This is a genomic window from Mesorhizobium sp. M0159, assembly GCF_040322295.1.
GTDB lineage: Bacteria > Pseudomonadota > Alphaproteobacteria > Rhizobiales > Rhizobiaceae > Mesorhizobium.
Genome location: NZ_JAMYTF010000029.1, coordinates 39,724 through 64,035, shown reverse-complemented (window position 1 = coordinate 64,035; position 24,312 = coordinate 39,724). Strand labels below are relative to the sequence as shown.

At 60.6% G+C, this 24,312-nt stretch carries 23 protein-coding genes; 7 read left to right on the top strand and 16 right to left on the bottom strand.

The window, feature by feature from the left end; genetic code table 11:
• The first annotated feature begins 26 nt into the window (after positions 1-26).
• The 4 genes from NKJ32_RS24115 (at position 27) to NKJ32_RS24100 (ending at position 3,848) form a co-directional block, all read left to right on the top strand.
• The gene (locus NKJ32_RS24115) at positions 27-1,046 is read left to right on the top strand and encodes an ABC transporter substrate-binding protein (RefSeq protein ID WP_352568660.1); all 1,020 of its coding nucleotides are present in this window, start codon (positions 27-29) and stop codon (positions 1,044-1,046) included.
• Positions 1,047-1,112: 66 nt separating this feature from the next.
• Positions 1,113-1,973, top strand: a complete 861-nt coding sequence (locus NKJ32_RS24110) for an ABC transporter permease (protein ID WP_352568661.1) — start codon at positions 1,113-1,115, stop codon at positions 1,971-1,973.
• A 1-nt stretch (position 1,974) separates the two neighbouring features.
• The gene (locus tag NKJ32_RS24105; protein WP_023674990.1) at positions 1,975-2,775 is read left to right on the top strand and encodes an ABC transporter permease; all 801 of its coding nucleotides are present in this window, start codon (positions 1,975-1,977) and stop codon (positions 2,773-2,775) included.
• Complete coding sequence (locus NKJ32_RS24100; RefSeq protein WP_352568662.1) at positions 2,772-3,848, top strand: ABC transporter ATP-binding protein; 1,077 nt, start codon at positions 2,772-2,774, stop codon at positions 3,846-3,848. Before NKJ32_RS24105 ends, NKJ32_RS24100 begins: the two co-directional genes overlap by 4 nt.
• A gap of 587 nt (positions 3,849-4,435) precedes the next feature.
• Here the strand turns inward: NKJ32_RS24100 and NKJ32_RS24095 are convergent.
• From NKJ32_RS24095 to NKJ32_RS24080, 4 genes are all read right to left on the bottom strand, one after another.
• Positions 4,436-5,473 (bottom strand): phosphatidylglycerol lysyltransferase domain-containing protein, encoded by a 1,038-nt coding sequence (locus NKJ32_RS24095; RefSeq protein ID WP_352754753.1) that lies wholly within the window; start codon positions 5,471-5,473, stop codon positions 4,436-4,438.
• Between the two features lie 272 nt (positions 5,474-5,745).
• Positions 5,746-6,468, bottom strand: a complete 723-nt coding sequence (locus tag NKJ32_RS24090; protein ID WP_352568663.1) for a glycosyltransferase — start codon at positions 6,466-6,468, stop codon at positions 5,746-5,748.
• 108 nt (positions 6,469-6,576) lie between these two features.
• A complete protein-coding gene (locus tag NKJ32_RS24085) occupies positions 6,577-7,350 on the bottom strand; it encodes a glycosyltransferase family 2 protein (RefSeq protein ID WP_352471919.1) in 774 nt (257 codons plus the stop codon).
• Positions 7,351-7,463: 113 nt separating this feature from the next.
• On the bottom strand, positions 7,464-8,519 hold the full coding sequence (locus tag NKJ32_RS24080; protein ID WP_210164203.1) for a glycosyltransferase family 4 protein: 1,056 nt from the start codon (positions 8,517-8,519) through the stop codon (positions 7,464-7,466).
• On the opposite strand from NKJ32_RS24080, the gene NKJ32_RS24075 reads away from it, so the two are divergent.
• Positions 8,436-9,833 carry a glycosyltransferase family 2 protein gene (locus NKJ32_RS24075; RefSeq protein WP_156937290.1) on the top strand — a complete coding sequence of 466 codons (1,398 nt, stop codon included), beginning with the start codon at positions 8,436-8,438 and terminating at the stop codon, positions 9,831-9,833. The two genes, NKJ32_RS24080 and NKJ32_RS24075, sit on opposite strands and share 84 nt — an antisense overlap.
• Positions 9,834-9,863: 30 nt before the next feature.
• Here the strand turns inward: NKJ32_RS24075 and NKJ32_RS24070 are convergent, their stop codons facing one another.
• From NKJ32_RS24070 to NKJ32_RS24015, 12 genes are all read right to left on the bottom strand, one after another.
• The gene (locus tag NKJ32_RS24070; protein WP_352568665.1) at positions 9,864-10,559 is read right to left on the bottom strand and encodes a sulfotransferase family protein; all 696 of its coding nucleotides are present in this window, start codon (positions 10,557-10,559) and stop codon (positions 9,864-9,866) included.
• Positions 10,560-10,573: 14 nt separating this feature from the next.
• Positions 10,574-11,368: a sulfotransferase domain-containing protein gene (locus tag NKJ32_RS24065; protein WP_352568666.1), complete on the bottom strand. Its 795-nt coding sequence runs from the start codon at positions 11,366-11,368 to the stop codon at positions 10,574-10,576.
• A gap of 301 nt (positions 11,369-11,669) precedes the next feature.
• Positions 11,670-12,848: a glycosyltransferase family 9 protein gene (locus NKJ32_RS24060; protein ID WP_352646114.1), complete on the bottom strand. Its 1,179-nt coding sequence runs from the start codon at positions 12,846-12,848 to the stop codon at positions 11,670-11,672.
• Positions 12,838-14,025 (bottom strand): glycosyltransferase family 9 protein, encoded by a 1,188-nt coding sequence (locus tag NKJ32_RS24055; protein ID WP_352568668.1) that lies wholly within the window; start codon positions 14,023-14,025, stop codon positions 12,838-12,840. The genes NKJ32_RS24060 and NKJ32_RS24055 overlap by 11 nt, the downstream gene beginning before the upstream one ends.
• Before the next feature lie 9 nt (positions 14,026-14,034).
• Complete coding sequence (locus NKJ32_RS24050; protein ID WP_352829085.1) at positions 14,035-15,216, bottom strand: glycosyltransferase family 9 protein; 1,182 nt, start codon at positions 15,214-15,216, stop codon at positions 14,035-14,037.
• Positions 15,217-15,222: 6 nt separating this feature from the next.
• Complete coding sequence (locus NKJ32_RS24045; protein WP_198023529.1) at positions 15,223-17,010, bottom strand: ABC transporter ATP-binding protein; 1,788 nt, start codon at positions 17,008-17,010, stop codon at positions 15,223-15,225.
• A 237-nt stretch (positions 17,011-17,247) separates the two neighbouring features.
• Positions 17,248-17,790: a class I SAM-dependent methyltransferase gene (locus tag NKJ32_RS24040; protein WP_352568671.1), complete on the bottom strand. Its 543-nt coding sequence runs from the start codon at positions 17,788-17,790 to the stop codon at positions 17,248-17,250.
• Positions 17,791-18,255: 465 nt separating this feature from the next.
• Positions 18,256-18,510: a DUF6894 family protein gene (locus NKJ32_RS35550; protein WP_023674976.1), complete on the bottom strand. Its 255-nt coding sequence runs from the start codon at positions 18,508-18,510 to the stop codon at positions 18,256-18,258.
• Between the two features lie 113 nt (positions 18,511-18,623).
• Positions 18,624-18,848 (bottom strand): hypothetical protein, encoded by a 225-nt coding sequence (locus NKJ32_RS24030; protein ID WP_352568673.1) that lies wholly within the window; start codon positions 18,846-18,848, stop codon positions 18,624-18,626.
• Between the two features lie 263 nt (positions 18,849-19,111).
• Positions 19,112-19,639 carry a hypothetical protein gene (locus tag NKJ32_RS24025; RefSeq protein WP_352829083.1) on the bottom strand — a complete coding sequence of 176 codons (528 nt, stop codon included), beginning with the start codon at positions 19,637-19,639 and terminating at the stop codon, positions 19,112-19,114.
• Between the two features lie 27 nt (positions 19,640-19,666).
• Positions 19,667-19,915, bottom strand: a complete 249-nt coding sequence (locus tag NKJ32_RS24020) for a hypothetical protein (RefSeq protein WP_352681174.1) — start codon at positions 19,913-19,915, stop codon at positions 19,667-19,669.
• A 535-nt stretch (positions 19,916-20,450) separates the two neighbouring features.
• The gene (locus NKJ32_RS24015) at positions 20,451-20,753 is read right to left on the bottom strand and encodes a DUF982 domain-containing protein (RefSeq protein ID WP_084640966.1); all 303 of its coding nucleotides are present in this window, start codon (positions 20,751-20,753) and stop codon (positions 20,451-20,453) included.
• A gap of 255 nt (positions 20,754-21,008) precedes the next feature.
• On the opposite strand from NKJ32_RS24015, the gene NKJ32_RS24010 reads away from it, so the two are divergent.
• A complete protein-coding gene (locus NKJ32_RS24010) occupies positions 21,009-22,070 on the top strand; it encodes a glycosyltransferase family 4 protein (protein WP_352616111.1) in 1,062 nt (353 codons plus the stop codon).
• Between the two features lie 47 nt (positions 22,071-22,117).
• Positions 22,118-24,280, top strand: coding sequence for an amylo-alpha-1,6-glucosidase (locus NKJ32_RS24005; RefSeq protein ID WP_023674970.1), 2,163 nt, complete (start codon positions 22,118-22,120; stop codon positions 24,278-24,280).
• Positions 24,281-24,312 lie beyond the last annotated feature (32 nt).

Below are 24,312 nucleotides of genomic sequence, written 5' to 3'. Positions count from 1 at the left end.
CAACGAAAACAACAGAGGAGAACGACATGAAACTGATCATCACCGGCTTCCTTGCCGGATTTATTGCAACGACAGTTCTGGCAACGACGGCCGCAAAAGCCGAGGACATGGTGTTCACCAGCTGGGGCGGGACGACCCAGGAAGCGCAGACCAAATCCTGGGCCGAGCCGTTCACCGCTGCATCCGGCATCAAGGTCATGCAGGACGGCCCGACCGACTACGGCAAGCTGAAGGCGATGGTCGACAGCGGCAGTGTCAACTGGGACGTCGTCGATGTCGAGATGGATTTCGCCATCAAGGCGGCCAAGGACGGTCTGCTCGAGCCGATCGACTTCAAGGCCGTGCCGAAGGCCGACCTCGATCCGCGCTTCACCACCGATCACGCCGTCGGCAGTTTCTACTATTCCTTCGTGCTCGCCTGGAACAAGGGCGCCGTTTCGGGTGAACCGGCCGGCTGGGCCGACATGTTCGACCTGACGAAGTTCCCGGGCAAGCGGACCTTCTACAAATGGTCGGCGCCCGGTGTCATCGAGATCGCGCTGCTGGCCGATGGTGTCCCGGCGGACAAGCTCTATCCGCTGGATCTCGATCGCGCCTTCAAGAAACTCGACACCATCAAGTCGGACATCGTCTGGTGGAGCGGCGGGGCGGAGTCGCAGCAATTGATCGCATCCGGCGAAGCGACGTTCGGCCAGCTGTGGAACGGCCGCGTCTTCGCACTGGACAAGGATGGCGCCGATGTCGGCGTCTCCTGGAATCAGAACCTGACCGCCGCCGACGTTCTGGTGGTACCGAAGGGTGCCAAGAACAAGGATACGGCGATGAAATTCCTCGCCGCGGCGAGCAGCCCCGCCGGCCAGGCCAAATTTGCCGAAACCAGCGGTTATGCGCCGATCAACACCAAGGCCAAGGCAGAGATGCCGGCCGATGCCGTGAAATCGCTGCCGGACGCTCATGTCGACGGACAGATCAATCTCGACATGAACTACTGGGCCGCCAATCGCGACACCATCGCCGCGCGCTGGTATGCCTGGCAGGCGAAATAAGCCCGCCCTTGAACCGCAATGGACGAGACGGTTCGCTCCGTCTCGTCCCGTAGCCGGGTCGCTGTCATGTCGGTCGAAACACGCCGGAACCTTGGAACGGTGCGGGTGCCGGCAGGTCTCAATGGCCTGCTGCCGGCCCTGATTCTGATTGTGCTGTTCTTCGTCGTCCCCGTGCTGGCGCTGCTTTTGCGCAGTGTCACGGAGCCCGAGCCAGGCTTGCAGAACTATGCGGCCCTGCTTGGTGACGGCACCTATGCGCGGGTGTTCTTCAACACATTCCTGGTCGCGGCGTTGGTCACCGTCGCCACGGTCCTTGTCGCCTTTCCGGTCGCCTGGATGCTGGCGATCATGCCTTCGGGACTGGCCTCGATCATCTTCGGCATCATCATTCTGTCGATGTGGACGAACCTGCTCACCCGCACCTATGCCTGGATGGTGCTCCTGCAGCGTACCGGCGTGATCAACCGGACGCTGATGACCATCGGCGTCATCGACCACCCGCTGCCGCTCATCAACAATCTCACCGGCGTCACCATCGGCATGGTCTATATCATGCTGCCCTTCATGATCCTGCCGCTGGTCGGCACGTTACGGGCGATCGATCCGATGACGCTGCGTGCGGCGTCGCTGTGCGGCGCAAGCCCTTTCCAGGCGTTCCGCCGCATCCTCGTGCCGCTGTCGCTGCCCGGCGTCGCGGCCGGCGGCCTGATGGTCTTCGTCATGTCGCTCGGCTACTTCGTAACGCCGGCACTGCTCGGCGGCACGTCGAACATGATGCTTGCCGAAATGATCGCGCAAATGGTCCAGTCGCTGCTCAACTGGGGGCTCGGCAGCGCCGCTGCCTTCATCCTGCTTGTCGTCACCATGGTTCTCTACGCACTGCAGCTGCGCCTTGTCGGTGCCAGGCGCACGAGCGGAGGCATCTGAGATGCTGCTCGACTATGACCGCATGGGTTGGCTACGGGTTGCCCTGCTCGGCTTCACCGCGCTGGTCGCCGGCTTTCTTCTGTTGCCGGTGGTTTTCATCGTCCTGCTCTCCTTCGGCTCGTCGCGCTGGCTGGCTTTTCCGCCGCCCGGCTGGACGCTCAAATGGTACCAGGAGCTTTTTGCCGATCCGGCTTGGCTCAACGCCGCGCTGACCAGCGCCCGAATCGCCACCATGACGGCGATCCTGGCAGTAGCGATCGGCCTGCTCGCCTCCTTTGCCCTGGTTCGCGGACGGTTTGCCGGACGTGAGATCCTGCGCGGCCTGCTGCTGACGCCGATGGTGCTGCCCGTCGTTGTCTTCGCCATCGCCATCTACGCCTTCTTCCTTCGCCTTGGCCTCGGCGGCACCACCATCGGCTTCGTCATCGCCCACACCGTGCTGGCGCTGCCCTTCGCCATCATTCCGATCGCCACCGCGCTCGAAGGGTTCGACAAGTCGATCGAGGACGCGGCAATCGTCTGCGGGGCAAGCCCGCTCGAGGCCAGGCTCAGGATCACCTTGCCGTCGATCCGGATCGGCATCTTCTCCGCCGCGATCTTTTCCTTCCTCGCCTCGTGGGACGAAGTCGTGGTGGCGATCTTCATGGCCAGCCCCAGCTTGCAAACCTTGCCCGTCAAGATCTGGGGCAGTCTGCGGTCGGACCTCAGTCCGGTGATCGCCGCTGCCTCCAGCCTGCTGGTCGGGCTGACGCTTGCCCTGATGGTGATGACGGCGCTGCTGCACCGAAAGTTCCGGACATGACCCACCCTTTCCTCTCCATCCGCAATCTGCGCAAGGCGTTCGGGGCGATCGTCGCCGTGCACGACGTCACGCTGGACATTCCCAGGGGCGAGTTCCTGACCTTCCTCGGGCCCTCCGGTTCGGGAAAATCGACGACGCTCTACGCGATCGCCGGCTTTCAGGACCCGACTTCCGGCGATGTCTTGCTGGAAGGAAAATCACTGCTTGCAGTGCCTTCGCATAAGCGCAACATCGGCATGGTCTTCCAGCGCTACACGCTGTTTCCGCATCTGACGGTGGCCGAAAACGTCGCTTTTCCGCTGCGGGTTCGCCGCCGGCCGGACGCCGACGTGAAGAAAAAGGTCGCCGACATGCTGGCCCTGGTGCGGCTCGAAAGCTTTGCCGGACGCTTACCCGGTGCGCTGTCGGGCGGCCAGCAGCAGCGCGTCGCGCTGGCCCGGGCGCTGGCCTACGATCCTCCGATCCTTTTGATGGACGAGCCATTGTCGGCGCTCGACAAGAAGCTGCGCGAGGAAATCCAGGGCGAAATCCGCCGCATCCATCGCCAGACCGGCGTCACCATTCTCTACGTCACCCACGATCAGGAAGAGGCGCTGCATCTGTCGGACCGAATCGCCCTGTTCAAGGATGGCCGCATCGAGCAGACCGGCACCGGCGAGGATCTCTATCTCAGGCCGGCGACCGATTTCGTCGCCGGCTTCATCGGCAATTCGAATTTCCTCGCCGCCGAACATCTCGGCACCACCAACGGCACGACAACGATCCGCATGACAGACGGTTCGGTGATATCCGGAGTCAGGGCCAACGGCACGTTCGGCAAAGGCCAGAAGACCAGGCTGATGATCCGGCCCGAAGCCTTTAGCATGGAGCGGAGCCCGGCGAGCGCGGAACTGAATGTCGAGATCGTCGACATCGCATTTTACGGCGAGCGCCGGCGGATCGTCGCGCGCATCGCCGCTGGACAGGAGGTTGACATCAGGCCGACCTCCGCCGCCATGCAATCGCAGGATGTGTGGCCCTGCAGCCGGCAGGTCTTTTTCGATCCCGCTGCTGCATTCCTGTTTCCGGCCTGACTAAGCCGCGGTGGATCGCCGCCCTTCAACGCTTCGCAGCGATGGAAGCGTGCTTGGGGACAAGCTGTGGTTAGGTCCATCATCAGCTTCGGTCAGCAACGCGCAACGTGATCGACGCTGCAGTCGGCTGATTGGATGGCGGGCGCAACTCCCGTATCCATTGACAGTCGTCATGCTCGGTTGGAAGATGAAGAAGGTCAGCGGCGATAGCCATACGGGAAGGCAATGGTCCAACCGCCAGATACCGGACACCATCCTGGCAGCGTCGTCGCGGTCATCGTCATTTGTTTGATCATCGTTGCTTTGTTCTTCATAGGCTTCAGATACTCAAGGCCAGGCCAGGGTACCCTCGTTATTCCCGGCGGTACGCTGCAGCAACCGTAAATCCGACCCCTTGGCGCTGACGCGAAGCCGTTCTCAGGCTGCCAAACGTGCCCGGCGGGACTGGGGGACGCCGCAGAATGGGCCGGCGATTCGCAGCCGGTCTTTTGCTTCCCGCCGCGGCATTCCTTTCCCACCTAAACAACGAGCCTGACCGGTGTGAGGTCGACGATACTAGGAGACGACGAGCGCTCAGCCACTAGGCACTAGACGGCCCTGATCAGCCGGAGCAGAGAAAGCGCTTCGAAAAAGGTCCCCTTGCGAAAGGCAAGATAGGTCGGCTCTTCGACACCATGGAACCGGCGCTTGAAGGTCGCCTGCCCCTGCAGATTGAAGCGGGTGCGATTGACCCAGAGGGAGTCATAGGCACGCTGGAAGGCGTGCCGCCAGAAATCGCTTTCGGCAAACCCGCTAGGTCCGATTTCGACAAGCGGCGACAGGCCTAGGGTGACGACGGAAACACCTTCATCGCGAAAGCGGTCGACCGCGAATTTGGTCAGGCCGATCTCGGCATGCGCCGAGGCATCGATGTGCTTGCGCTTGAACGAGGTGGTGTAGCCGATGACCTTGCCGTCGCTGAACAGCGGATCGAAATCCAGCAAGGCCACGAGCTCCCCATCCGGACCGTGCAGGACGAAACGGCGCATATCGACGCCAAGGTGATCGGCAAAGGGCCTGTTGAGAAATCTCATCTCCCAGCGCTTGACGATGCGGTCGGCCCGCCAATTCTGGGAGAGCCTGGCAATCTCGTCGAGGAAGACAGTCCCGTTGTCCTCTGCGAAGGAAAAACCCTTCTTCAAGAGCCAGCGTTCGGAATAGCGCACTGTCTCATTGCGCTTTCCGGAAAAGTCGTGTCTGGGCAGGACAAGCCTGGTGTCGACGCCGAGGCGGTTGACCTGATAGCCAAGCCCGGCAAGCACGCGCGCCGTCTGGTCGCCGATCTGCACGAACCACGGGCTGCCGGCAACCTCGATGAAACGTCTGATATAGTCGCGCCGATCGGCCGGGGCAGCCACTGGATCACCGAGCGCGAAATGATGTCGCGTTTTGCTGCCGTAAGCGATGTAGCCCTGGGCATCGCCGAAGTAGTGAAGCCCCTTCTGCACGGCGGTCGAATAGGCAAGGGAAAAATCACCGTGGCGACGGACCAGCGCCAGGCGCTCGACATGGTTCAGCTGCAGCCGCGGTATTTTAGGCCCGCGGTTCTCCAGGAAACGATCGAGGCGTCTTCGCAGTGACGGCATGGTCGACTTTCGCGTGCCGGCTAGGCCGATGAAAGAGCTGACGGACCCCAAAACCGATCATATTGCCGCGAGCTGATCCTTATCTCAGCGCGGCATGTTTACCCGGCCGGAGCCGCCAGATTCGTAGGCGCAATCTGCCTCGGTCCCGCCCCCAGGCGGCAACATGCATTGTTGTCGACGCCCAGCGCCTGACGGCTGGTTGCTGCGCCCTTGGCGACACGAAAATCAATGCCACTTTCGGAAGCGCCAGGTCACCTGCCAACACGATGTTCTTATCGAACGGCGCTCTGCGAAGATTCCGCTTGATAGGAAGCCAGGAACTCGTCGCGTTCTGCTATCCACAAATCAGCGTAGTCGACATTCTGCCATTCGGCAAACCACGGGCCGCCGCTGGTATAGTGGACCGCCTTAGGTGTGCCGACCGCAGGCTTTTCATTCCAACCTTCGAGCCAATTCCACTCTACCGGCAATGAGCCCAAATCTTTGTCGGCAACCCACTGCATTCGGTGAAGATAGGCGCCACTTTCCTGATTCACGACCTCTGGCGTGAGCGATCTGACCGAAGGATGCGCGCAATTGAACAGCATCAGCGACGACCAGTTTTTCCGAGGATAGGACGTCTGGACCACACCATCCATCTTGGTTGTGGCCTTCGGCGTATAGTCATGCTGGACGCAATAGACCGCCTTGTCCGAGTCCGTATATTTCAGCAGGCCTGCGACATCACCAAGCCACAGGAAATCGCAATCGCAAAACAGGGCCCAACCCGTGTAGTCGGCGAGAAAGGGCGTGAGGAAGCGCGTGTAGGTGAACTCCGTTGAGGCGAGCGGATCTTTTTCCCGCCAATATAGCCCGCGGGCACGCATCTCGTCCTGTTTGATCGGAATGACGGAGACAGGCGCCGACGCATGTTTGAGCAGCGAGTGTCGCGCGACGTCGTACGCGATCGGCTCACGGCTGTCCCATCCGATAAATACCCTAAACGCATCAGTCATATTCACTACCCTGGCTTTCGATTTTTACGGTCGTACACTAACTAGTTGGCGATGGCTCGGCAACAATTGCGGTCAACCAAGCCGGTTTCTCACAGATTTGTCCTGGCCTCAGCGTTGCTTTTTTGGGTGGACCGGGCCTCGCATTCCCAATGCGACACGGGCCCATTTCTGATAGGTGTAGCTGGCCGAATACGCGGCCACCATCGCACCAATGGAACCGTCCAGAAATCCCAGCCGGAAAATATAGCTGCGCACATAGGCCCAGACCGAGCGCAAAACCGCCTTGCCTATCGAGCTTTTTTTGCCCTCGGCAAGCAGTTGCGCGGCGGACGCTTCTGCGTACCGGCCGATCTTGTCGTGGGCATCTGCCAAGTCGGTAATGGAATCGTGCTCGATCGGCTGAGACAATCGGCTGACCTTCCCGTTCACCAATACCTTCTCGTGCACGGTGTCGTCGCTGAACCGCCCGGAGCGGCGACGGAAGAGCCTGAGCACCAGATCGGGCGACCAGCCGCTATGGCGGACAATGTGCCCGCAAAAGCGCGATCTTCTCGGTATTTCGAAGCCGTCATTGGCTTTTGGGTCGGCGATTGCGGCCCTTATTTCCGCGCCGAGCGGCGCCTCCACCCACTCATCGGCATCCAGCGAGAGGATCCAATCCCCCGTTGCCGCGGCCAGCGCACGGTTTTTTTGCGCACCAAAACCGGGCCAATCAACGGTCATCAGAACCTTTGCTCCCAGAGCACCGGCAATCTCCCTGGTTCTGTCGCTGCTGTTGTTGTCGAGAACGACGATCTCATCGGCAAAATGGACCGACCGAAGGCATTGCGCGATGGATGCCTCCTCGTTGCGGGTGATGATAATGACCGAGAGCGCCGGCACGGTCAGAATGCTCCGGCATCAAAGCTGCCACTGTCATTCGAATGCATCTGCAGCATCGGCTCCCGGCCCGTTAGCACACTGAGGGTACTAACCTAATTCAACAAAGTCGAAAATCATTTCAGATCAAGGCCTTCATACAGCGCCATCATTCGCTTGATCATGACATTGAAATCATAGTGTTCGGCCGCCGCTCTCACCCGGGCTGCGGTCTCAGGTCGTGACGACAACTGCAGCGCGTGCGCGAGCGCTGCAGCGAGGTCGCTTTCGCTGGCCGCATCGCAAACGAGCGTCGGCTCGAACCGCTCGACAAGCTCGCGCGCTCCACAGCCGGTGCTTACCACGGCGGGCAAGCCGCTGGCCATCGCTTCGATGACCACTGTGCCGAAAGGATCATAGATGGAAGGCAGCACGGCAATATCGGCCGCGCCGTACCACGGCAGCATGTCTTTCTGCGGCCCCAGCATCTTGAGCCGTGCGCCGAGACCGAGCCTGTCACCGGCCTGCCTGAAGGCGTTGGCGCGCGAATCATGGCCGATGACCCACAATTCAGGCTCGCCATCGAGCCTAGCGACCGCCTTCATCAGTGCAAGAAGTCCTTTTCGCGCAAAGCCCGAGCCGACAAACAGGACGACCGGCCTGTTTTCGTCGACGTCGAGCCGCGCGCGGATTGTCGCCCGATGCTGCTGGCGCAGCTGCGGGTTGAAGCGGTCGAGATCCACCCCGTTGGGAATATGGTGCACATTTTCCGCCGGATAATCGTAGTGACGGACAATGTCCTCTGCCACCATCTTCGAAATGGCAATGACAGCTTTGAGCCTCGGGCTGGCGTAGGTTGCACGTTCAAGGCGCAGCGTCTGGCGGTGAAAGGGGCTCAGCGCCATTGCCGCCCTGCCAAGCCGCGTCTCGAAACGCCGCCGCTCGGCAAGATAGGCGGCATGAACGCCCTCCCCGGCCCGGAAGACATCGCAGCACGGGAGGCGATCGTTGCTCTGCACCAGCGCCGGCGGCATCTCGGCGATCTTGCGGCAGGCAGCTTGGGCAAAGGACGTCGCCCGCAGCGAACGCGGAAACCGGCGGCCGGCACAATGGATGAACTCGATGCCTTCATAACGCGGCCAGTCGCCGGACAGCACGGCCACCCGCCGCTGACGCGCGGCGAATGCGGCCATGATGTTTTCCAACATGATCTCGCCGCCACCGAAAGGCGCATAACGCTGGCGCACGAACAGGAGCGGCCTGTCGAATTGAATTTCGGTGCCACGAATGCCGGCGTACATGGGGTCTGGGCTCCGGCCTTGTTGCCATCTGACGATGTCTATAGAGGCCAGCTCGCATCGGCAACACTTGGAAAGCTCACCCGCCGGAACTCAGAACAGGCCTGTGTCCATTGTCCGCAACTGCTTGCGATTTGCCTAACGGTGCTGCATGTAGAAATTAACTGCAAACAGCGGATCAGCGCCAGCTCCAGCCGGGCGGTGACCGCCATGAGGGGAATCGATGGCTTGAGCAAAGCAACCTGGCCCGCCATTGTCCGCCGGACGATTACCGACACCGCCATATATCGGCTGAGACACACCTTCGGAAGACGGGCAGAAGTGTCATCGCTGCGGCCGATAACGCCCCTTAAAGCGAATGACCTGCCTTTGATCCTCGTCATCCGCAACGAGGCGGACAGGCTACGCCCGTTCCTGAAGCACTATCGCGAACTCGGCGTCACCAGATTCGCCGTCCTCGATGACCGCTCGACAGACGGAACAGCTGAGCTTCTGGCCGAGCAGCCAGATGTCGATCTATTCAGCTCGCCGATCACCTATTCGCAGTCGGACCTGGGAAACCTTTGGCGTCAGCGGATTGTGCAGATCTATGGTCAGCCTCGCTGGTATCTGACCGTGGATGCGGACGAATATCTTGTCTATGACGGTATGGATCAGCATCCGCTCGGTGCGATGGCCGACTGGCTCAAGCGGCGCGGAATGACACGCCTGCTGGCGCCGATGATCGACATGTATCCGAGCGGAAACATCTGGGACGTACCCTTCGATCCCATCGTGCCGCCATGGCAAGTTGCGGACCATTTCGACGGCAGCGGCTATGAGGTGACGAGGAGCCCCCGGCATCTCAAGATCACAGGCGGCCCGAGAACCCGGCTTTTCGCCAGGCAGCACAAGTTGACCAAGTTTCCTCTGATATATGTTGATCGCCAGACGATTTTTACGTCGATTCACTCACCGCTGCCCTACTGGCGAAACTATATAAAGGGATTGGCTGGCCTGCTTCATTTCAAGTTCTTCGCCGATTTCAACGACAAGGCGCAGGTCGCGGTGGCGGAAGGTCAGTATTGGAACGGCGCTTCCAAATATCGCCAGTATCATGAGGTATCGAGCGGTAAAGCCGCTCTCAGCGCGATGAGCGAACAGTCAATGCTGTACGAAGGAGCTCACAGCCTGTTCAAAACGGGTTTGATCGACAAAATTGATTGGTAGACGGCATTTCAAGCAGATGCCGAACCGACATCATGCATAACCGAATGCTTTCATAAGCTGGGCACCTCGTCCTTGGACCAGGTCCTGTAGCTCGGCGTTTCCAAGTTCGGAGCGCCATCTTCCGCTCCCGTCATAGATCGGCTGATTGACCTGTTGGTTCCGGAGCACCGCATGCGGCGTCTCGCCGCTGGCGTCGGTCGGCTTGAACCACTGCTGCGGGTTCTTGTGATAGTCGAGGAGATCCGGGCTGAAGGTTACATCGAGAAAGCCGCATATCTGCTCGACGACTTTGGCCGGATTCTCGACCAGGTCCTCATAGCGATAGATCAGCACATCCGGCTTTCCCCGTTCCGCAAGAACCAGCGCATTGTCGTTGATCCAGCGGTCGAGAGCCTCCGTTGGGTCGCCAAGTCGTTTGATCAGGGACGCTACGACGTCGCGCCCATCTCGCACCGGCATGACGAAACGCGCACCGGGCACGAGCCGGCGAATGCGGGCGACACGGCGGATATGCCGCGGTGTCTTTTCAAGCAGCAGGTTCTTTCCAGCATCGAGCGCCGCCCGCTTCAGTTTCCAGAAGCGGAACATGGCCAGTGGCGTCCACTTGAAGAAAATGTTGGTTTCCTGGAGCGGCAGGTAGACGTCGGGATGCGACGCAAGGATCGTCGCAATCAACGTCGTCCCGCTATGGCCGCAGCCGCAAATGAATCCGGTCCGCATCACCATGTCGGCAATGCTCCCTAACCCAAGGCGACCCGGGCGCGGTTATCGACGCGAGCGTAGCACAAGCCGTTCGTGCTAAAAACCTTGTCCAGCTTCTCCCAATATTCGAACTTAGCCAACTGCTCGTCACAATAGGCCACGTCGTCCTCGGAAAGATATTCCCCGTAACCGCCTATCTTGCCCTTGCGCACCTTGAAGCTTTCGGGATCATTCGCATCGCGCGGCTGTAATATCTTGCCGTATCGATCGGACAGATCACCGGTCGATTCACTCACTTTCATCTTGTCGAACGTTCGGTTGTTCGCCACCTCGACAAGCGTCCGATCGTCAGCCTGCTGGTTCAGGAATCCAAGGATCGCGCGAAGGACACCAGCCGTATCCCGATGCATATCTTCATATTGAAGATACCGGATTTCGCGCATCCGGGGCATGGCCGCGAACCAATGCAGATTAAATCTGATGATCTTTTCAATCCCATGATTGTCGCTTCTGATAAAATCGCTGAACGATCCCGCTGGAAGCATGTGGCGCTTCTGAACCTGAAAGTACCCTGAGACCACCGTATCTCTTGGATCGCGAACAAGCATTATTGTTCTTCTCTTCTTGTATCGAGATTTATTCTCCTTGAGGCCCGATATCGGTCGAAGTAACTTGTGGTCGGTTCCGTCGTGAATGTATTGAACTTCAACTCCGAGATCGTCCAGCATGACACGCAGCCACGTGCGCCCCGATTTTGGAAAGGATACGATAAGAGGAAGAGGCGGCTCTTTGGCCTGGAAAAATTTTAGAAAGGACATGTTTAGAAAGGACATGGAGAGACCTCCTTTAGATTATCAGAGCTGGCGCCCGAACCGCTGCCGGCCAGACCAACCCCATTACTGGGCGCCTAAGCCTACGGCTAATTCGAACACAAGGCAGAAATGCCGGCAAGAATTGCGATCCTCTGCGGGGCGAATTGGCCTTTACTATATCCCGGTTCGGAATGCCTTATGTTTTTTGGCCTGTTGCGACGACTGTTCGACACGGGCGCTCCATTCCGCGGTCCGTCGGCCGAACTCCTTAATGCGCATCGCGTCGAAGCGTATTCAGTGACGCGCTTTTGGACGACATGCATTAGCCACTCACTTTTGTGAGCCATGGCGCCAGAATGGACTCGGCCTCGCCCATCACCACGGACCAGGGGCGTTCCCGTTTCGAGACCAGCACGGCCGATGGATAGTAGGGCGTGCGGTCGCCCTCGACCGGCCAGGAGCGTTTGAAGCCGTCGCCCAGAATGAAAACCGAGGGGATGCCGAGCGCGCCGGCCAGATGCGCTCCGGTATTGCTGATGGTCACCACGGCGTCCATCGCGGCAACCTGCGCGGCGAAAAGATCCATGTCGACGAGCTGATCGACCGATCTGTCATGAAGAATTCGCTCCGGCTCACCGTCGGTCAGGATCTTCAGATCGGTCTCGATCTGGCCGTACTGCAGCGAGACGAACCGGAGGTCCGGTCGGCCGATCAGGTTTCGCCAGGCGGCAAGCGGCGGCAGGTCTTTGCCGGGATTGGAGCTGCCCCATGCGATACCGACCAACGGCCGTCCTTCCTTCCGGTAGCGGGCGCGAAGTTCAGCGACCCGGGCCGGATCCGGCTTAAGGGGCACGAAATGCTCGCGGATCGTCGCCTCGTCGGTTTCGAAAACGGCAGTCAGATGCTGGACGCCGGCGAAGGCCTGCGCCTCGGCATAGGCGGCCTTGCCGCCAGCGCCGACCGGCCGCACATCGGCGGTCGGAAAAGTGCGCTGAAAGAGCGGTACCAGGCGGCGCTCGACCAGCACGATCGAGCGGGCGGCGCGCTCCAGGGCACAGCCGACGGAACTCGCATGATGGATCGCGGTGGCCAGACCCTGCTTTTCGGTTTCCATCAGATCAATCAGCAGTGTCTGGCCAGAAATATCCTGGCCCAGCCACTCGCCATCGACGCGGCCGTTGACGATGTGGCGTCGGGCGATCCTGAGTTCGGCGGCTGCGCCATAAGCGCCCATCCGCATCAGCGCCTTGCTGAGCTCGTCGATCAGGTGGACCTCGCCCCTCGACTTCGCAATGGATCCAAGAGCCAGGGCTTTCGGCAGGGCCGCCGGCCAATCGCGGGACTCGACGCTTCGCCGATAATCCGCCATCTGATCGGCAATGTCGCCGTCGCGCCAGCGAAGGAAGAGCTGCCGGCGGTGACGTCGGAACCAGACCTTGTATTTGTAGCCTGCAAGCGCGACAGCGCGGCGCAACCGGCCGAGAAGTAGGCTACCTTCCATCGCCAGCTCCGCTGATGATTTGCATGACCCGTCCGCCTGCTTCCTGCACTGCCGACGCCCAGGCTCGGCCGCCTTTTCGGGCCAGTCGAACGCTCGGATATGCGGCGACGGTCTCGCCGAAGGCAGGCCAGGACAGTCGAAACCCGTCGTCGAGCATGACAATCGTCGGCACGCCGAGCGCTCCGGCCAGGTTGGCGCCGGTATTGCTGATCGTCACCACCGCGTCGAGCGCCGCAATTTGGGCGGCAAAGCGGTCCATGTCCGTCAACTGGTCGACGGAAGCGTCATGGATGATGCGCCCCGGCGCGTGGCGCTCGAACTCGGAGAGGGCCGGCCCGACATCGCCATATTGCAAGCTGACGAGGCGCCCCGGCAGACTGCTGAACAGCGTCCGCCAATCGTCCAGGGCCGGCAGATCCTTGCTCTTGTTGAGGCTTCCCCAAGCAAATCCGATCAGGGGACCTGGGCCGCCATCGAGATAGGTGCCGCGCAGCTCGGCAACCAGTCGGCGGTCCGGCTCCAGCGGAACGAAGGGCGCGCGTGCCGCCGGGTCGTCCGGCCAGAAATGCTTTGCGAGCGTCTCGAAACCGGCAACGACATCGGCGTCCACCGCCGCCATGTCCTCTTCCCCTTCAATCCTGACATCGAGCGCAGGATATGTTCTGCGATAAAGCGGTGCCAGTCGCGGCTCGACGAAGACGATGCATCGACCGGCAGCCGCAGCTGCTGGACCAAGCAAAGACGCGAACTGGAAAAAGATCGCCAGGTCGCCTTCGCGACGATCGACGAGAAGCGTGCGACCCGCAAGATCACTGCCATCCCAATCGGGCCTGCCGCGCAGCTGCTTGCTCGCCGCCATCAACTGCCAGATGCGATTTCCTCCGTCGAGACGCCTCAGTCCACGCCCCGCTTTCTTGATCAGGCCGAGATCGCCAAGCTGCTCACCAAGCACGCCAAGCGCCAGTGCATGGTCGCGAGCAGTTTGCCAATCACCACGCTGCACGCTTTCCTCCATCAGCCTCATATGCCGTTCGGCGCTTTCGTCGGCGTGGCGCGAAGGACGTCTAAGAAGTTCCTTTGCCCGCTCGAGAACCTTCTGCAGCCGCTTGCCGACGGCGCCTTGCGGGCGCAGATCGGCGGTTTTTGCCTTCTGAAGGATGGTTCGTCTGTTCTGCACGGCGATGTTCTATCGTCCCCGGGGAGCGTCGGAAAGCGTCGTCAGGATCGACGAGAGCCGCCGGCCGGCCTCGTCGAGCACCAGCGACCAAGGGCGCCCCTCCTTGCGAATGACAATGCCCTTCGGATACCAGGGTGTCCGGTCGCCAGTCACTGGCCATGCCGTCTGAAAATTATCGTCGATGAGGAAAACAGTCGGCACGCCAATGGCTCCCGCAAGATGGGCCGCCGTATTGCTGATCGTCACGACAGCATCGAGTGCGGCGAGCTGTGCGGCGAAACGGTCCATGTCGACCATCTGGTCGACGCTGTCGTCAAAGATCAGACGCGCGTCGTTGCCGTTGCGAAGGCGCCGCAACGCCGGCTTGATCTGCCCGTACTGGAGCGAAACGAATGTCGCTGGCGTCTGGGCGATGAACCGTGCCCATTCAGGAAAATCAGGCACGTCCTTGGTATGGGACTTGCTGCCCCAGGAGAGACCGACCAGCGGCAGATCCGTCATCGCCCGATAGCGCTTGCGGAATGCCTCGACGAGTTCAGGATCTGCCCGCAGCGGTACGAAGTCGGCAGCAAGCTTTTGGGCGTCGCGTCCGAACACCCAGGCGAGATCTTCGAAAGTCGCGTGTTTGTCGCCGACCACATCCCGCTGCGCCGGGACCACGGTCGCCTTCGGGAACGTTCGCTGCAGAATTGATACCAGGCGCGGCTCGACCCGAATTGTTGCACTTTGGGCATAGGCAGCGGCAGCGCCGGCCAGTCGCGCGTGGCGGATAACCCGGCCAAGGCTGCGCGGGTCATCCTCCACAAGATCGATCAGCAGTGTATCCGATCCGAGATTCTCGCCGGTCCACTCGTTGGCGCTCTTCCCTTTCCGCAGCCGGCGAGCGGAAAGCCGAAGCTCAGCTGCCCGCGCAAAGTTGCCAAGGCGTTCGAACGCCTGGCCCGCCTTCTGCATCAGCTCCGGGTCGCGATTATGATCGGCCGTGACAGCCATCTCATTGGTACCGGCTTCAAGGCCTTTCCAGTCCCTGCGCACGATCAGGGCCTCAACCTTGGCCTGTAGCTCAAGAATGGAACGAGGCTGCTTGGGACTGAAAAACAACCTGCGCACCGCCTTTTTGTACCGGCGCACCTGAAGGCCCAGTCCACCAATCACATACCGGACATAGGAACCGTGATAAAAGCTGGTCATCGGCCTTCAGCGCAATACGCTCTGCCGCAGCTTTTTGCCGCTTTCGACCATCGGATCGGGCGTCTCCAGGTGGAATATCGAACGATATATCTCGCTGTGCTTGGCAAGCTGGTCATGCGTTCCAGCATCGACAAGCTGTCCGGCGTCAAACACGAGAATACGATCGGCCGCCTTGATTGTAGACAGCCTGTGCGCAATGCAGATCACCGTGCGCTGAAATGTGTTGTCGAAGGCTGCCTCCATGACCGCCCGTTCGTTTTCACCGTCGAGCGCGGATGTCGCTTCATCATAGACGATTACCGCAGCATTCTTGAGCAGGGCGCGTGCGATGGCAACGCGTTGTTTCTGCCCGCCCGACAGGTTGGTGCCGCTCGGCCCGACAAGCGTGTCGAGCCCGTTTTCGAGCGCAGACGCAAAGCTGGTGACCCGGGCGAGATTCGCAGCGGACTCGATTTCCTGATCGGTGGCGTTTGGGCGACCGTCGCGAATGTTGTCGCGGATCGAGCCTTCGAACAGGAAGACGTCCTGAGATACCAGTGCGATGTTATCGCGAACGTCGGCCAGGCTGATCTTCGAAATGTCCTTTCCGTCGATCAGGATCCTGCCCTTGTCCGGCTCCATCAGGCGCAGGATCAGATTGACGATGGTGGTCTTGCCGGCGCCGGAGCGGCCGACGATCGCCAGCTTCTCACGAGGTCGCACGTCGAAGGAAACACCCTCGAGCGCGGGGCTGTTGCCGTCATAGGAAAAGGCCACATCTTCAAAGCGGATACCACCATCGACGTCGGTCAGACGCTCGCCCGCAATCGCGAGTCGCCGTTGCTCGGGCGTGTCGATCAAATCATACATCTGCTCGACGGCGACCATTTGCTTCTGGATGTCGACATTGACCCGGGCCAACCGCTTGGCAGGCTCATAGGCAAGCAGGAACGCGGTAATGAAGGCCATGAATTCGCCGGGCGTCTTGCCGTTGCCGAGGGTCTGCCAGCTGGCGTACATAACGAAAAGCCCGATGATCACGCCGCCGCCGGTCTCCATCAATGGGCTCATCAATGCTGACGTCCGGTTGATCTGGATGCCACGTCTTTCCATCTTGCGGACGGCCTTTGCAAAGCTGGCAACCGCCTTGTCCTCGAGCTGGAAGGACTTGATGGTGCGGATGCCTTCGACGGCTTCCGTGCCGATCGACTGGACTTGTGCGGCCAATTCCGTCTCGCCCCTCGCCAGCGCCTTGAGCTTCCTTGTTATCGCGCCGACTGACAGGAACAGCATCGGCAGAACCGCCACGGATATCAGCGACATCACCGGGTCCTGCTTGACCATGACGCTGGCCAAGGCAATCAGGGTCAGCAGATCAGAGACGGCGCTGCTCGTGAGGGTGAGAATAACGGTCGCCCCGGCGCGCGCGTTGAACATGATTTTGGAGATGAATTTTGCCGGATGCTGGTTCGCGAAACGGCTGATGTCGAAATACACCATTCGGGAAAATTGCCGGTTTTGCAGGTCCGAAACGATAGCCCGGCGAATCTTTCCCGTCGTGATGGTCTGGCAGTAGGCAGCTATGCCCTTGACCAGGAAAATGCCGATGATGACGGCGCTGATACCCGATACAGCGGCAGCGTCTCGCTCGACATAGATGGTGTTGATCATGACTTTCATGATCCAGGCCGCCGCGCCGGTCGCCGCAGCAGCGGCGATCGAGCACAGCAAACCTGTCACATACAGCATCTTGTGCGGCGGCAGATTTTCGCCAATCAGACGCTTGATCAGCGGATATGCTGGGGCCGTTGACACTCGTTTCTTTGTAATCATCTCGTCGCCGCCCGTTGCGATCCCGTCCGGTCTTCACGTTATCTTGAAGCGCGAGACGGTTTCGATCACCTGTCTGTGGCTTCGTTCCCGACCGCAGTCAATGCCGAACCGGATCCTTGCACGTCATCGGCCTATGACCGTCGGTTCCTCGCATGCGAGCATAGCGGACCCCAGCCACGCGGCTCTTGCGCCATTCGTCGTCGGCCGCGCTATGCCTGGTCAGTGTTTCGCGAGGACCATGAGATGGCTTCCAAGAGGCGATGTGTGATTGCTTTTGATTGAAAAGCCCACATCCGAAAGCACCGCGATCATCTCCTTATCCTTGCCAGGAGGGACGCGGGCAACGATCGTTTGAGCACGCCCGGCGATATCGCACAGCACGCGTCGCGCCTTGTCCGCGCCGAGGCTCCACTGCATGTGATGGTAGACCGCCAGCAGCATGACGATGTCGTACTGCGGTTGGAGAACATTTTGCAGCTTCCGGCTGCCAAGATCGAGACAATCGAACCGGCTTTGGACCGGACAACCCAGGAAGATCATCCTGGCCGTCTCGATATGCGGCTTGAGAATGTCGATCCCATGGATCGAACTCGGTCCTAGCTTGGATATCTCATAGGCGACAACACCCATGTTGCAGCCAACATCGAGAATGGATTTCCCGGCGTAGTCGACCTCTGCTGAGAATAGGCCGTCCAGTCGGTCGTCCCACGTTCCCTTGAATCTCTTTTGCTTATTTGACCACCACAAATCATTGTTCTCCAAAAACGGCGCCGGACTGGTTACCTTGACGGAGGGGGACTGTGCGCCCGGCCTAACTCGGTCCAGTTGCTGGCGCGCAAACGACACTGTCCTGAGCGTCCTGTAAACGCAACCGCGGGAGAAAGGAACTCCTGATCACAGCATCCTGCGAAGACGTTTCGGTAAGTTGACGAACACCCGGCCCGACAAATCGACATACTGGTTGGAAATGGCAACGTCGCTTGGTGCCCCCTACCCGTGCCTGCCCTCGAGTTCCTGAAACGCACGATAGCCCGGGCCGGCACACGCAGGGACATAAGTAATGCCCCGTAGGCAAGGCAAGCCCATATTTGTTCTTGCTTTGTGCCGGCAGCTATGCTACTAATTTGCCTATGGTGCTGATTTGCACCAACGACCGTCTTGCCGCGACATGCGGTTTTTCAGCCAGGCTCGATCAAAGCTCGCCCGCATCGCGGGGCTTTTGGCCAATCACGGCCGAGTGCCGGCCTTTTCGGCAGCTTCCGAGAATGGAAATCGGAAAAGCAGGTTCCGGTTCTCGTCGCAGATTTCGAAGGAAAGGCCTGTCAGGACCGGGCTGCCGCTGAGCAGGCCCTCGGCCAGGATTTCCTTGGCCGAAGCCATTGCGTTATCCTGAGCCGCGGACAAACCGTCCAACTCCTGACCCTCGAAATCTTCCGTCAAGCGGCCGTCATTGTTTCGGAAATGAAAAAAATATCTCGGCATGCCTGCTCCGGTTGGTTGGTTTATCTAGTCGCAAGCGGTCTCAGGAACAGCGTCGGATTTGTGCACGACAGCACCGTGCGATTTTGGCGTTGGGATTCATGGCGTTTAGGCCTTCATGCGTCAGGTCGATCGAACAGTACCCCCAGCCCGTGTTCGAACGCACATGCCGCAATCATGTCGTCCAGGGCTTTTCCGGAGGCCGGGCAATTCGGCATGACAGCCCTGATCGCGATCTCAGCCGCTGCGGTGGAAACCGCATCGTGGCGCCTCTTCCTGGTCTCCATGTATTGCTCGAGCTGACTTTTCAGGCGCCGCGCGGCAATCTCGTCAACGACCATCGTTCTCCCTCGATTCGGCACAATGTCCGTCTTCCGGGTCTGTCCTCCGGATAAAGGTCCGCTGCCATCGGGTAGCAGCGGACCACTCGGCCGGGTGAGCCAATGACCCGAGGCGGGGGTGTCTCGGACCGCCACCACAATAGCTTCGGCAGGCCACTCGTTCCACAGAACGCTGTCGTTGGTAATTTTCGTACACTGAGCATTGCCGCAGACAGTCTGCGACCGTGGGATTTTTGCGCTATGCCCGTAGCCTGATAACCGGATCAGCTTCGGCTTCGATCGACATAGCTGTAGATGCCCGCGCCGATCGCGACCGCTCCTACAGTGATCAGAATCGATGGCACCCCCATCGACGTGGCGACGATCCCCCAGACAATGGCGACGGCAATTGCGCCGGCCGTTCCCAGCACCAGTCTAAGCCGTTTCGACATTATCCATTCCCCCAAAAGTGCATCTTTGGCCTTTTCCGGTCGAAATACCGCAATGCGGCACCATTGTCTGCGTTTCGTCCAACTTTTTATGCCGCCCCTGAGCCCCGATCGCTGAGGCGTAAGCGATCCGTGTGCGGCCTTGTTGCAAACACCCACTCGACAATCAGGAAGCTTGGGCGCGGGCCCGAGAAGCGAGGCGTCAGAAAGCGAGGTATCTATGCAAAATTTTCGGAATTTACTCCGGTTCTCGATCATGGCCATGGCGGCCACGACAACCGCAATAGTCATCACCGGGCTTACCCCCGAGACAACCGAAGCGACTTTGATTTGCCATGGGTTGGTCTGCCAGAAGGCGAGCAATGAAGGCAGTGCCTTCGGCGCCAAATATCAGCGCAAATGCACATGCGAAAATGTAAGCGAGGGCGCTAACAACCATCCCTCCCCGCACAATGTCAACAAGGGGCCCATCGGCGGCTCAAGCAGCAGCAGCGGATCGAGCGGCGCCAGCAGCTCAAGCGGCACCACCAGTTCGAGCGGCAGCAGCGGTTCGAGCGGCAGCAGCGGATCCAGTGGCGGCAACGACGGAACAAGCAGCGGCGGGTCTAACGGCAGCGGCGGAGTGTAGCGGCTGCTCAAGCGGCTCCGGTGGCGGCGCCACTCGAGTTGAACCGTGGCGGCGACCACGCGGCCGGCAACGACGATCGATCCTCACGACAACGGGAGTAGTAGTATGACGCTCCGACCGAAATCGGCGACCGCGCCCCTCACCGACCTTGCAGGATTGCTTGGTCTTACGCTCACCGTCGCGATGCTCGCCGACAGAAGCTGGCCTGTGCATTTGCAGGCCATGACTGTCATTGCAGCTACTACTGCAGCAATGATCGCGGTCGACACGGCTTATTTCCAGACGTTTCGAAGGCGTTCAACGGGATTGCAGGCGAAGCCGATGCGAGCGCTTGAAGTCGAGCGTGTCGTGCGCAAGCTCATCGGCTTCATCGTTACGCTCACGACCATTGCCGCAGTCTACTGGATAGTGCCGGAATACCGGCGTGAGTTTTACGCCCCCTACTGGGCAGCGCTCTACGACACCTTGCCGGCGCTGCTCGTCGGTCGCCGATCGGGCGCTCCGGCTGAATGCCACCCTTGCTCGGACCATCTGCGGCAGTCGGCGCTATCGCCTCAAGGCGTGATCGCGATGCCGATCCTCGCCGCTCATCGGCAACGGCCGATCGCCCTCGAGCAGGCGGGTGATCCGGGCGAAGCCGGCAAAAGCCTTTCTCGCTTCCTCGGCCGACATCCGGCCGGCCATGGCCGCAGCGCAGCAATTCACGGCGCACTGGTAAACCGGCCCGCGCCGCCCCGCCGGCCATTTTCGCAAGAATGCCATTGCTTCGGCAACGCTGTCGATCTCCTCCACAGGCTGTCCCTGTCCGCGCAAAACCCGCACGGGCGAAAAGAATTGCAAGCGGTCCATCATTTCCTCCCCGTCGACCGGATGCGTGCGATCGAACCCCACTAAACTCGCGAACCCGACTTTGGTTCCCGGCAAAAGAGGGCTTGGCCTGAAAAATGTTGGCTGCACGAGACGAGCAGCGGTGGACGCGCCCGGCAGCTCCAATTGGGTGACATCTTGCCCCAATTGGGTGACATCTTGCCATTGTACGGGAACGTTAGCGCGGCTGATGCATTTCGATGCCACGAGCAGTCTTTTTGAGGGAAATGCCAAAACATGAGAATAGCCCATGTGGCGCCGCTCCATGAATCCGTGCCACCCCGGTTCTATGGAGGGACGGAGCGCATCGTCTCCTATCTGACCGAAGGATTGGTCGAGCTTGGCCATGACGTGACCCTGTTCGCCAGTGGCGATACCAAGACGTCGGCGAAATTGGTGGCGTGTCGCGAGCGTGCGCTCCGTCTCGATCCGCGCCCGCACAAATCCGAAACCGCGGCGCATCTCTCGATGCTCGCCGAGGTGAGGAGCCGTGCGCAACAGTTCGACATCATCCATTTCCATCTCAGCCACTTCCTGCATTTTCCTTTCTTCGAACACATGCCCGACCGGACGGTGACGACACCGCATGGCAGGCTCGACTATGTCGACCTGGCCCCGGCCTACGAACATTTTCCGCGCTTTCCGATGATCTCGATTTCGCGCAGCCAGAGAACCGGGCTACCCAGGGCCAATTGGCTGGCGACCATCCATCACGGGCTACCGATCAACATGTACAAGCCGACTTTCGAGACGGAGGTGGACGAGCCGTATCTGGCCTTTCTGGGCCGGCTGTCGCGCGACAAGCGCCCGGAGCGTGCCATTGAGATCGCCTTGCGCTCCGGGCTGAAACTGAAGCTCGCAGCAAAGATCGGCGACGACGACCGCCCTTTTTTCCACGACACGGTCGAGCCGCTGATCGACGGCGACCGTGTCGACTATATCGGCGAGATCGAAGAGGACAGAAAAGCGGAATTCCTCGGCAAGGCGGCCGGCCTGCTGTTTCCGATCGATTGGCCGGAGCCGTTCGGTCTTGCCGCGATAGAGGCTATGGCCTGTGGCACGCCGGTAATCGCCTGGAAATGCGGTGCCCTGCCGGAGATCATCGACCACGGTGTGACCGGTTTCCTTGTCGATACGGTCGATGCCGCAGTCACCTCGATACCGGAATTGCTGCGCCTCGACAGGCGACAGGTGAGAGCCGTGTTCGAAAACCGTTTTTCTGCCACGAGAATGGCCCACGACTATGTGGCTGCCTATGCGCGCCTGATCGGTACTCCCGGTGAAGCGAGAGCGTCCTGATCGGCGTTATTGTGGACGTTGGAACGAAACGACAGAGCTTGTGACGTATGAATCAACTCGACGAGCGTAAGCTTGATCCCGCCGTAGCCCTTGCCTCCCTCGACGAGGTTGCGCCCCGGGAGCCGCACCGGCTGTTCGCCCTCAAGCAAGCCGACTGCTTCGCGGTGGCCGACGCCTATGGCGACATCCGCGGCGCCGGCGATGGCTTTTTCCGAGACGACACGCGTGTGCTTTCGGAATTCCGGCTGACGGTCGGTGGCCGGCAAATGTCGTTGCTCGGCGCCTCGCTCAGCCAGGACAATGTGCTTTTCACCTCGAACCTGACCAATCTGCCGATCCAGAGTGTCGGTGGTCGCGACATTCCGCAGGGCGCGATCCACATAGAACGCGTCAGGCTGCTTTGGCAGGACCGGCTGTTCGAGCGCATCACCCTTTCCAACTACAGCCAGGAATCGTCGGCCATTCGGGTTTCCTTGCATTTCGCAGCAGATTTCCGCGACATGTTCGAGGTGCGCGGTTCGACCCGGCTCAAGCGCGGAATAGCCCACGCCGCCGAGACCAGTCCGACATCCGTGGTGCTTCGATATGACGGGCTGGACCAGCTCGTGCGCCTGTCGGCGATCTCGTTCTCGCAGGCGCCGGACAATTTGACCGCCAGCCGCGCGGATTTCCTGGTTGCGGTGACGAAGCGCAGCAGCGAGGTCCTCTATATCGAGGTCGGCCCGGAAGTGGCGGAGACACCCGACCGCGACCGTTTTCGGGCTGCCGCCGCCCGCGCTCGCTTCGGCATGCGCGCCAAACGCCGCCACGGCGCGACGGTGCACAGCTCCGGCCGCGTCTTCAACGACTGGATCGAACGCGCGCGCGCGGACGTGGCGTTGCTGACCACCGAGCTTTCAACCGGACCTTACCCCTATGCCGGCATACCCTGGTTCTCGACGGCATTTGGCCGTGACGGGGTGATTTCCGCACTGCAGATGCTGTGGTTGAATCCTGGGCTGGCGCGCGGCGTACTCGCCTTTCTCGCCCAGCATCAGGCGACCGAAACGTCGCCGTTCAGCGATTCGCAGCCGGGCAAGATCATGCACGAGACCCGCAAGGGCGAGATGGCGGCACTGCGGGAGCTCCCGTTCGGCCGCTATTACGGCGGCGTCGATACCACGCCGCTCTACATTCATCTCGCTTGCGCCTATGCGGATCGTACCGGCGACATGGCGTTCGTCGACAGCCTGTGGCCATCGCTCTGTGCAGCGGCCGAATGGACGGAGGAGACAAGCCGCGCGACCGGCTTCGTTACCTACCAGCGCGGCGCCGAGACCGGCCTTGCCAACCAGGGCTGGAAGGACAGTTTCGATTCCGTCTTCCATGCCGATGGCCGCATGCCCAAGGGGCCGATCGCCTTGGTCGAGGTGCAAGGCTACGTCTTTGCCGCGTTCCGTGGGCTGGCGGCGCTCGCCCGCCGCCGCGGCGAGGACGACAAGGCCGATCATTGGGAGGAACGCGCCGAAACCATGCGCGCCGCGGTGGAACGCCATTTCTGGATGGACGATCTCAATTTCTATGCACTGGCGATCGATGGTGCAGGCGAGCTCTGCAAGGTACGGACGTCGAATGCCGGCCATCTTCTCTTTGTCGGGCTGCCCGAGCCGGAACGGGCGCAGATGGTCGCCGATCAGCTGCTCTCTGCGTCGTTCCACTCTGGTTGGGGAGTGAGGACGCTGGCCGACGATGCGATATTCTTCAATCCGATGTCCTACCACAATGGTTCGATCTGGCCGCACGACACCGCCATGTGCGGTGCCGGCCTGGCACGTTATGGCGTGCGCGACAGCGTAGTCAGGCTGATGAGCGGCACGTTCGAATCGGCTGTCCATTTCAACATGCGGCTGCCGGAACTGTTCTGCGGCTTTACCCGGTCGCCGGGCGAAGCGCCCATCGCCTATCCCGTCGCGTGCCTGCCGCAGGCCTGGTCGGCGGGATCGGCCTTCATGCTGATGCAGGCCTGCCTTGGGCTCGAAATCGACGGCTGGAACAGCGAAATCCGGGTCACCCGCCCAAGGCTGCCGATCGGCATCGACACGCTGACATTGCGGCATCTAGGTGTCGGCTCGACAGTGGTCGACCTCACATTCCAGCGTGTCGGCGACCGGGTCGTCGCCTTTCTCGCCGATCGGTATGAGGGGATGGTGCCGCTCATCGTGCGCACTTGATGCCGCCGCACTGCGGCGCGTCGAAAATGACG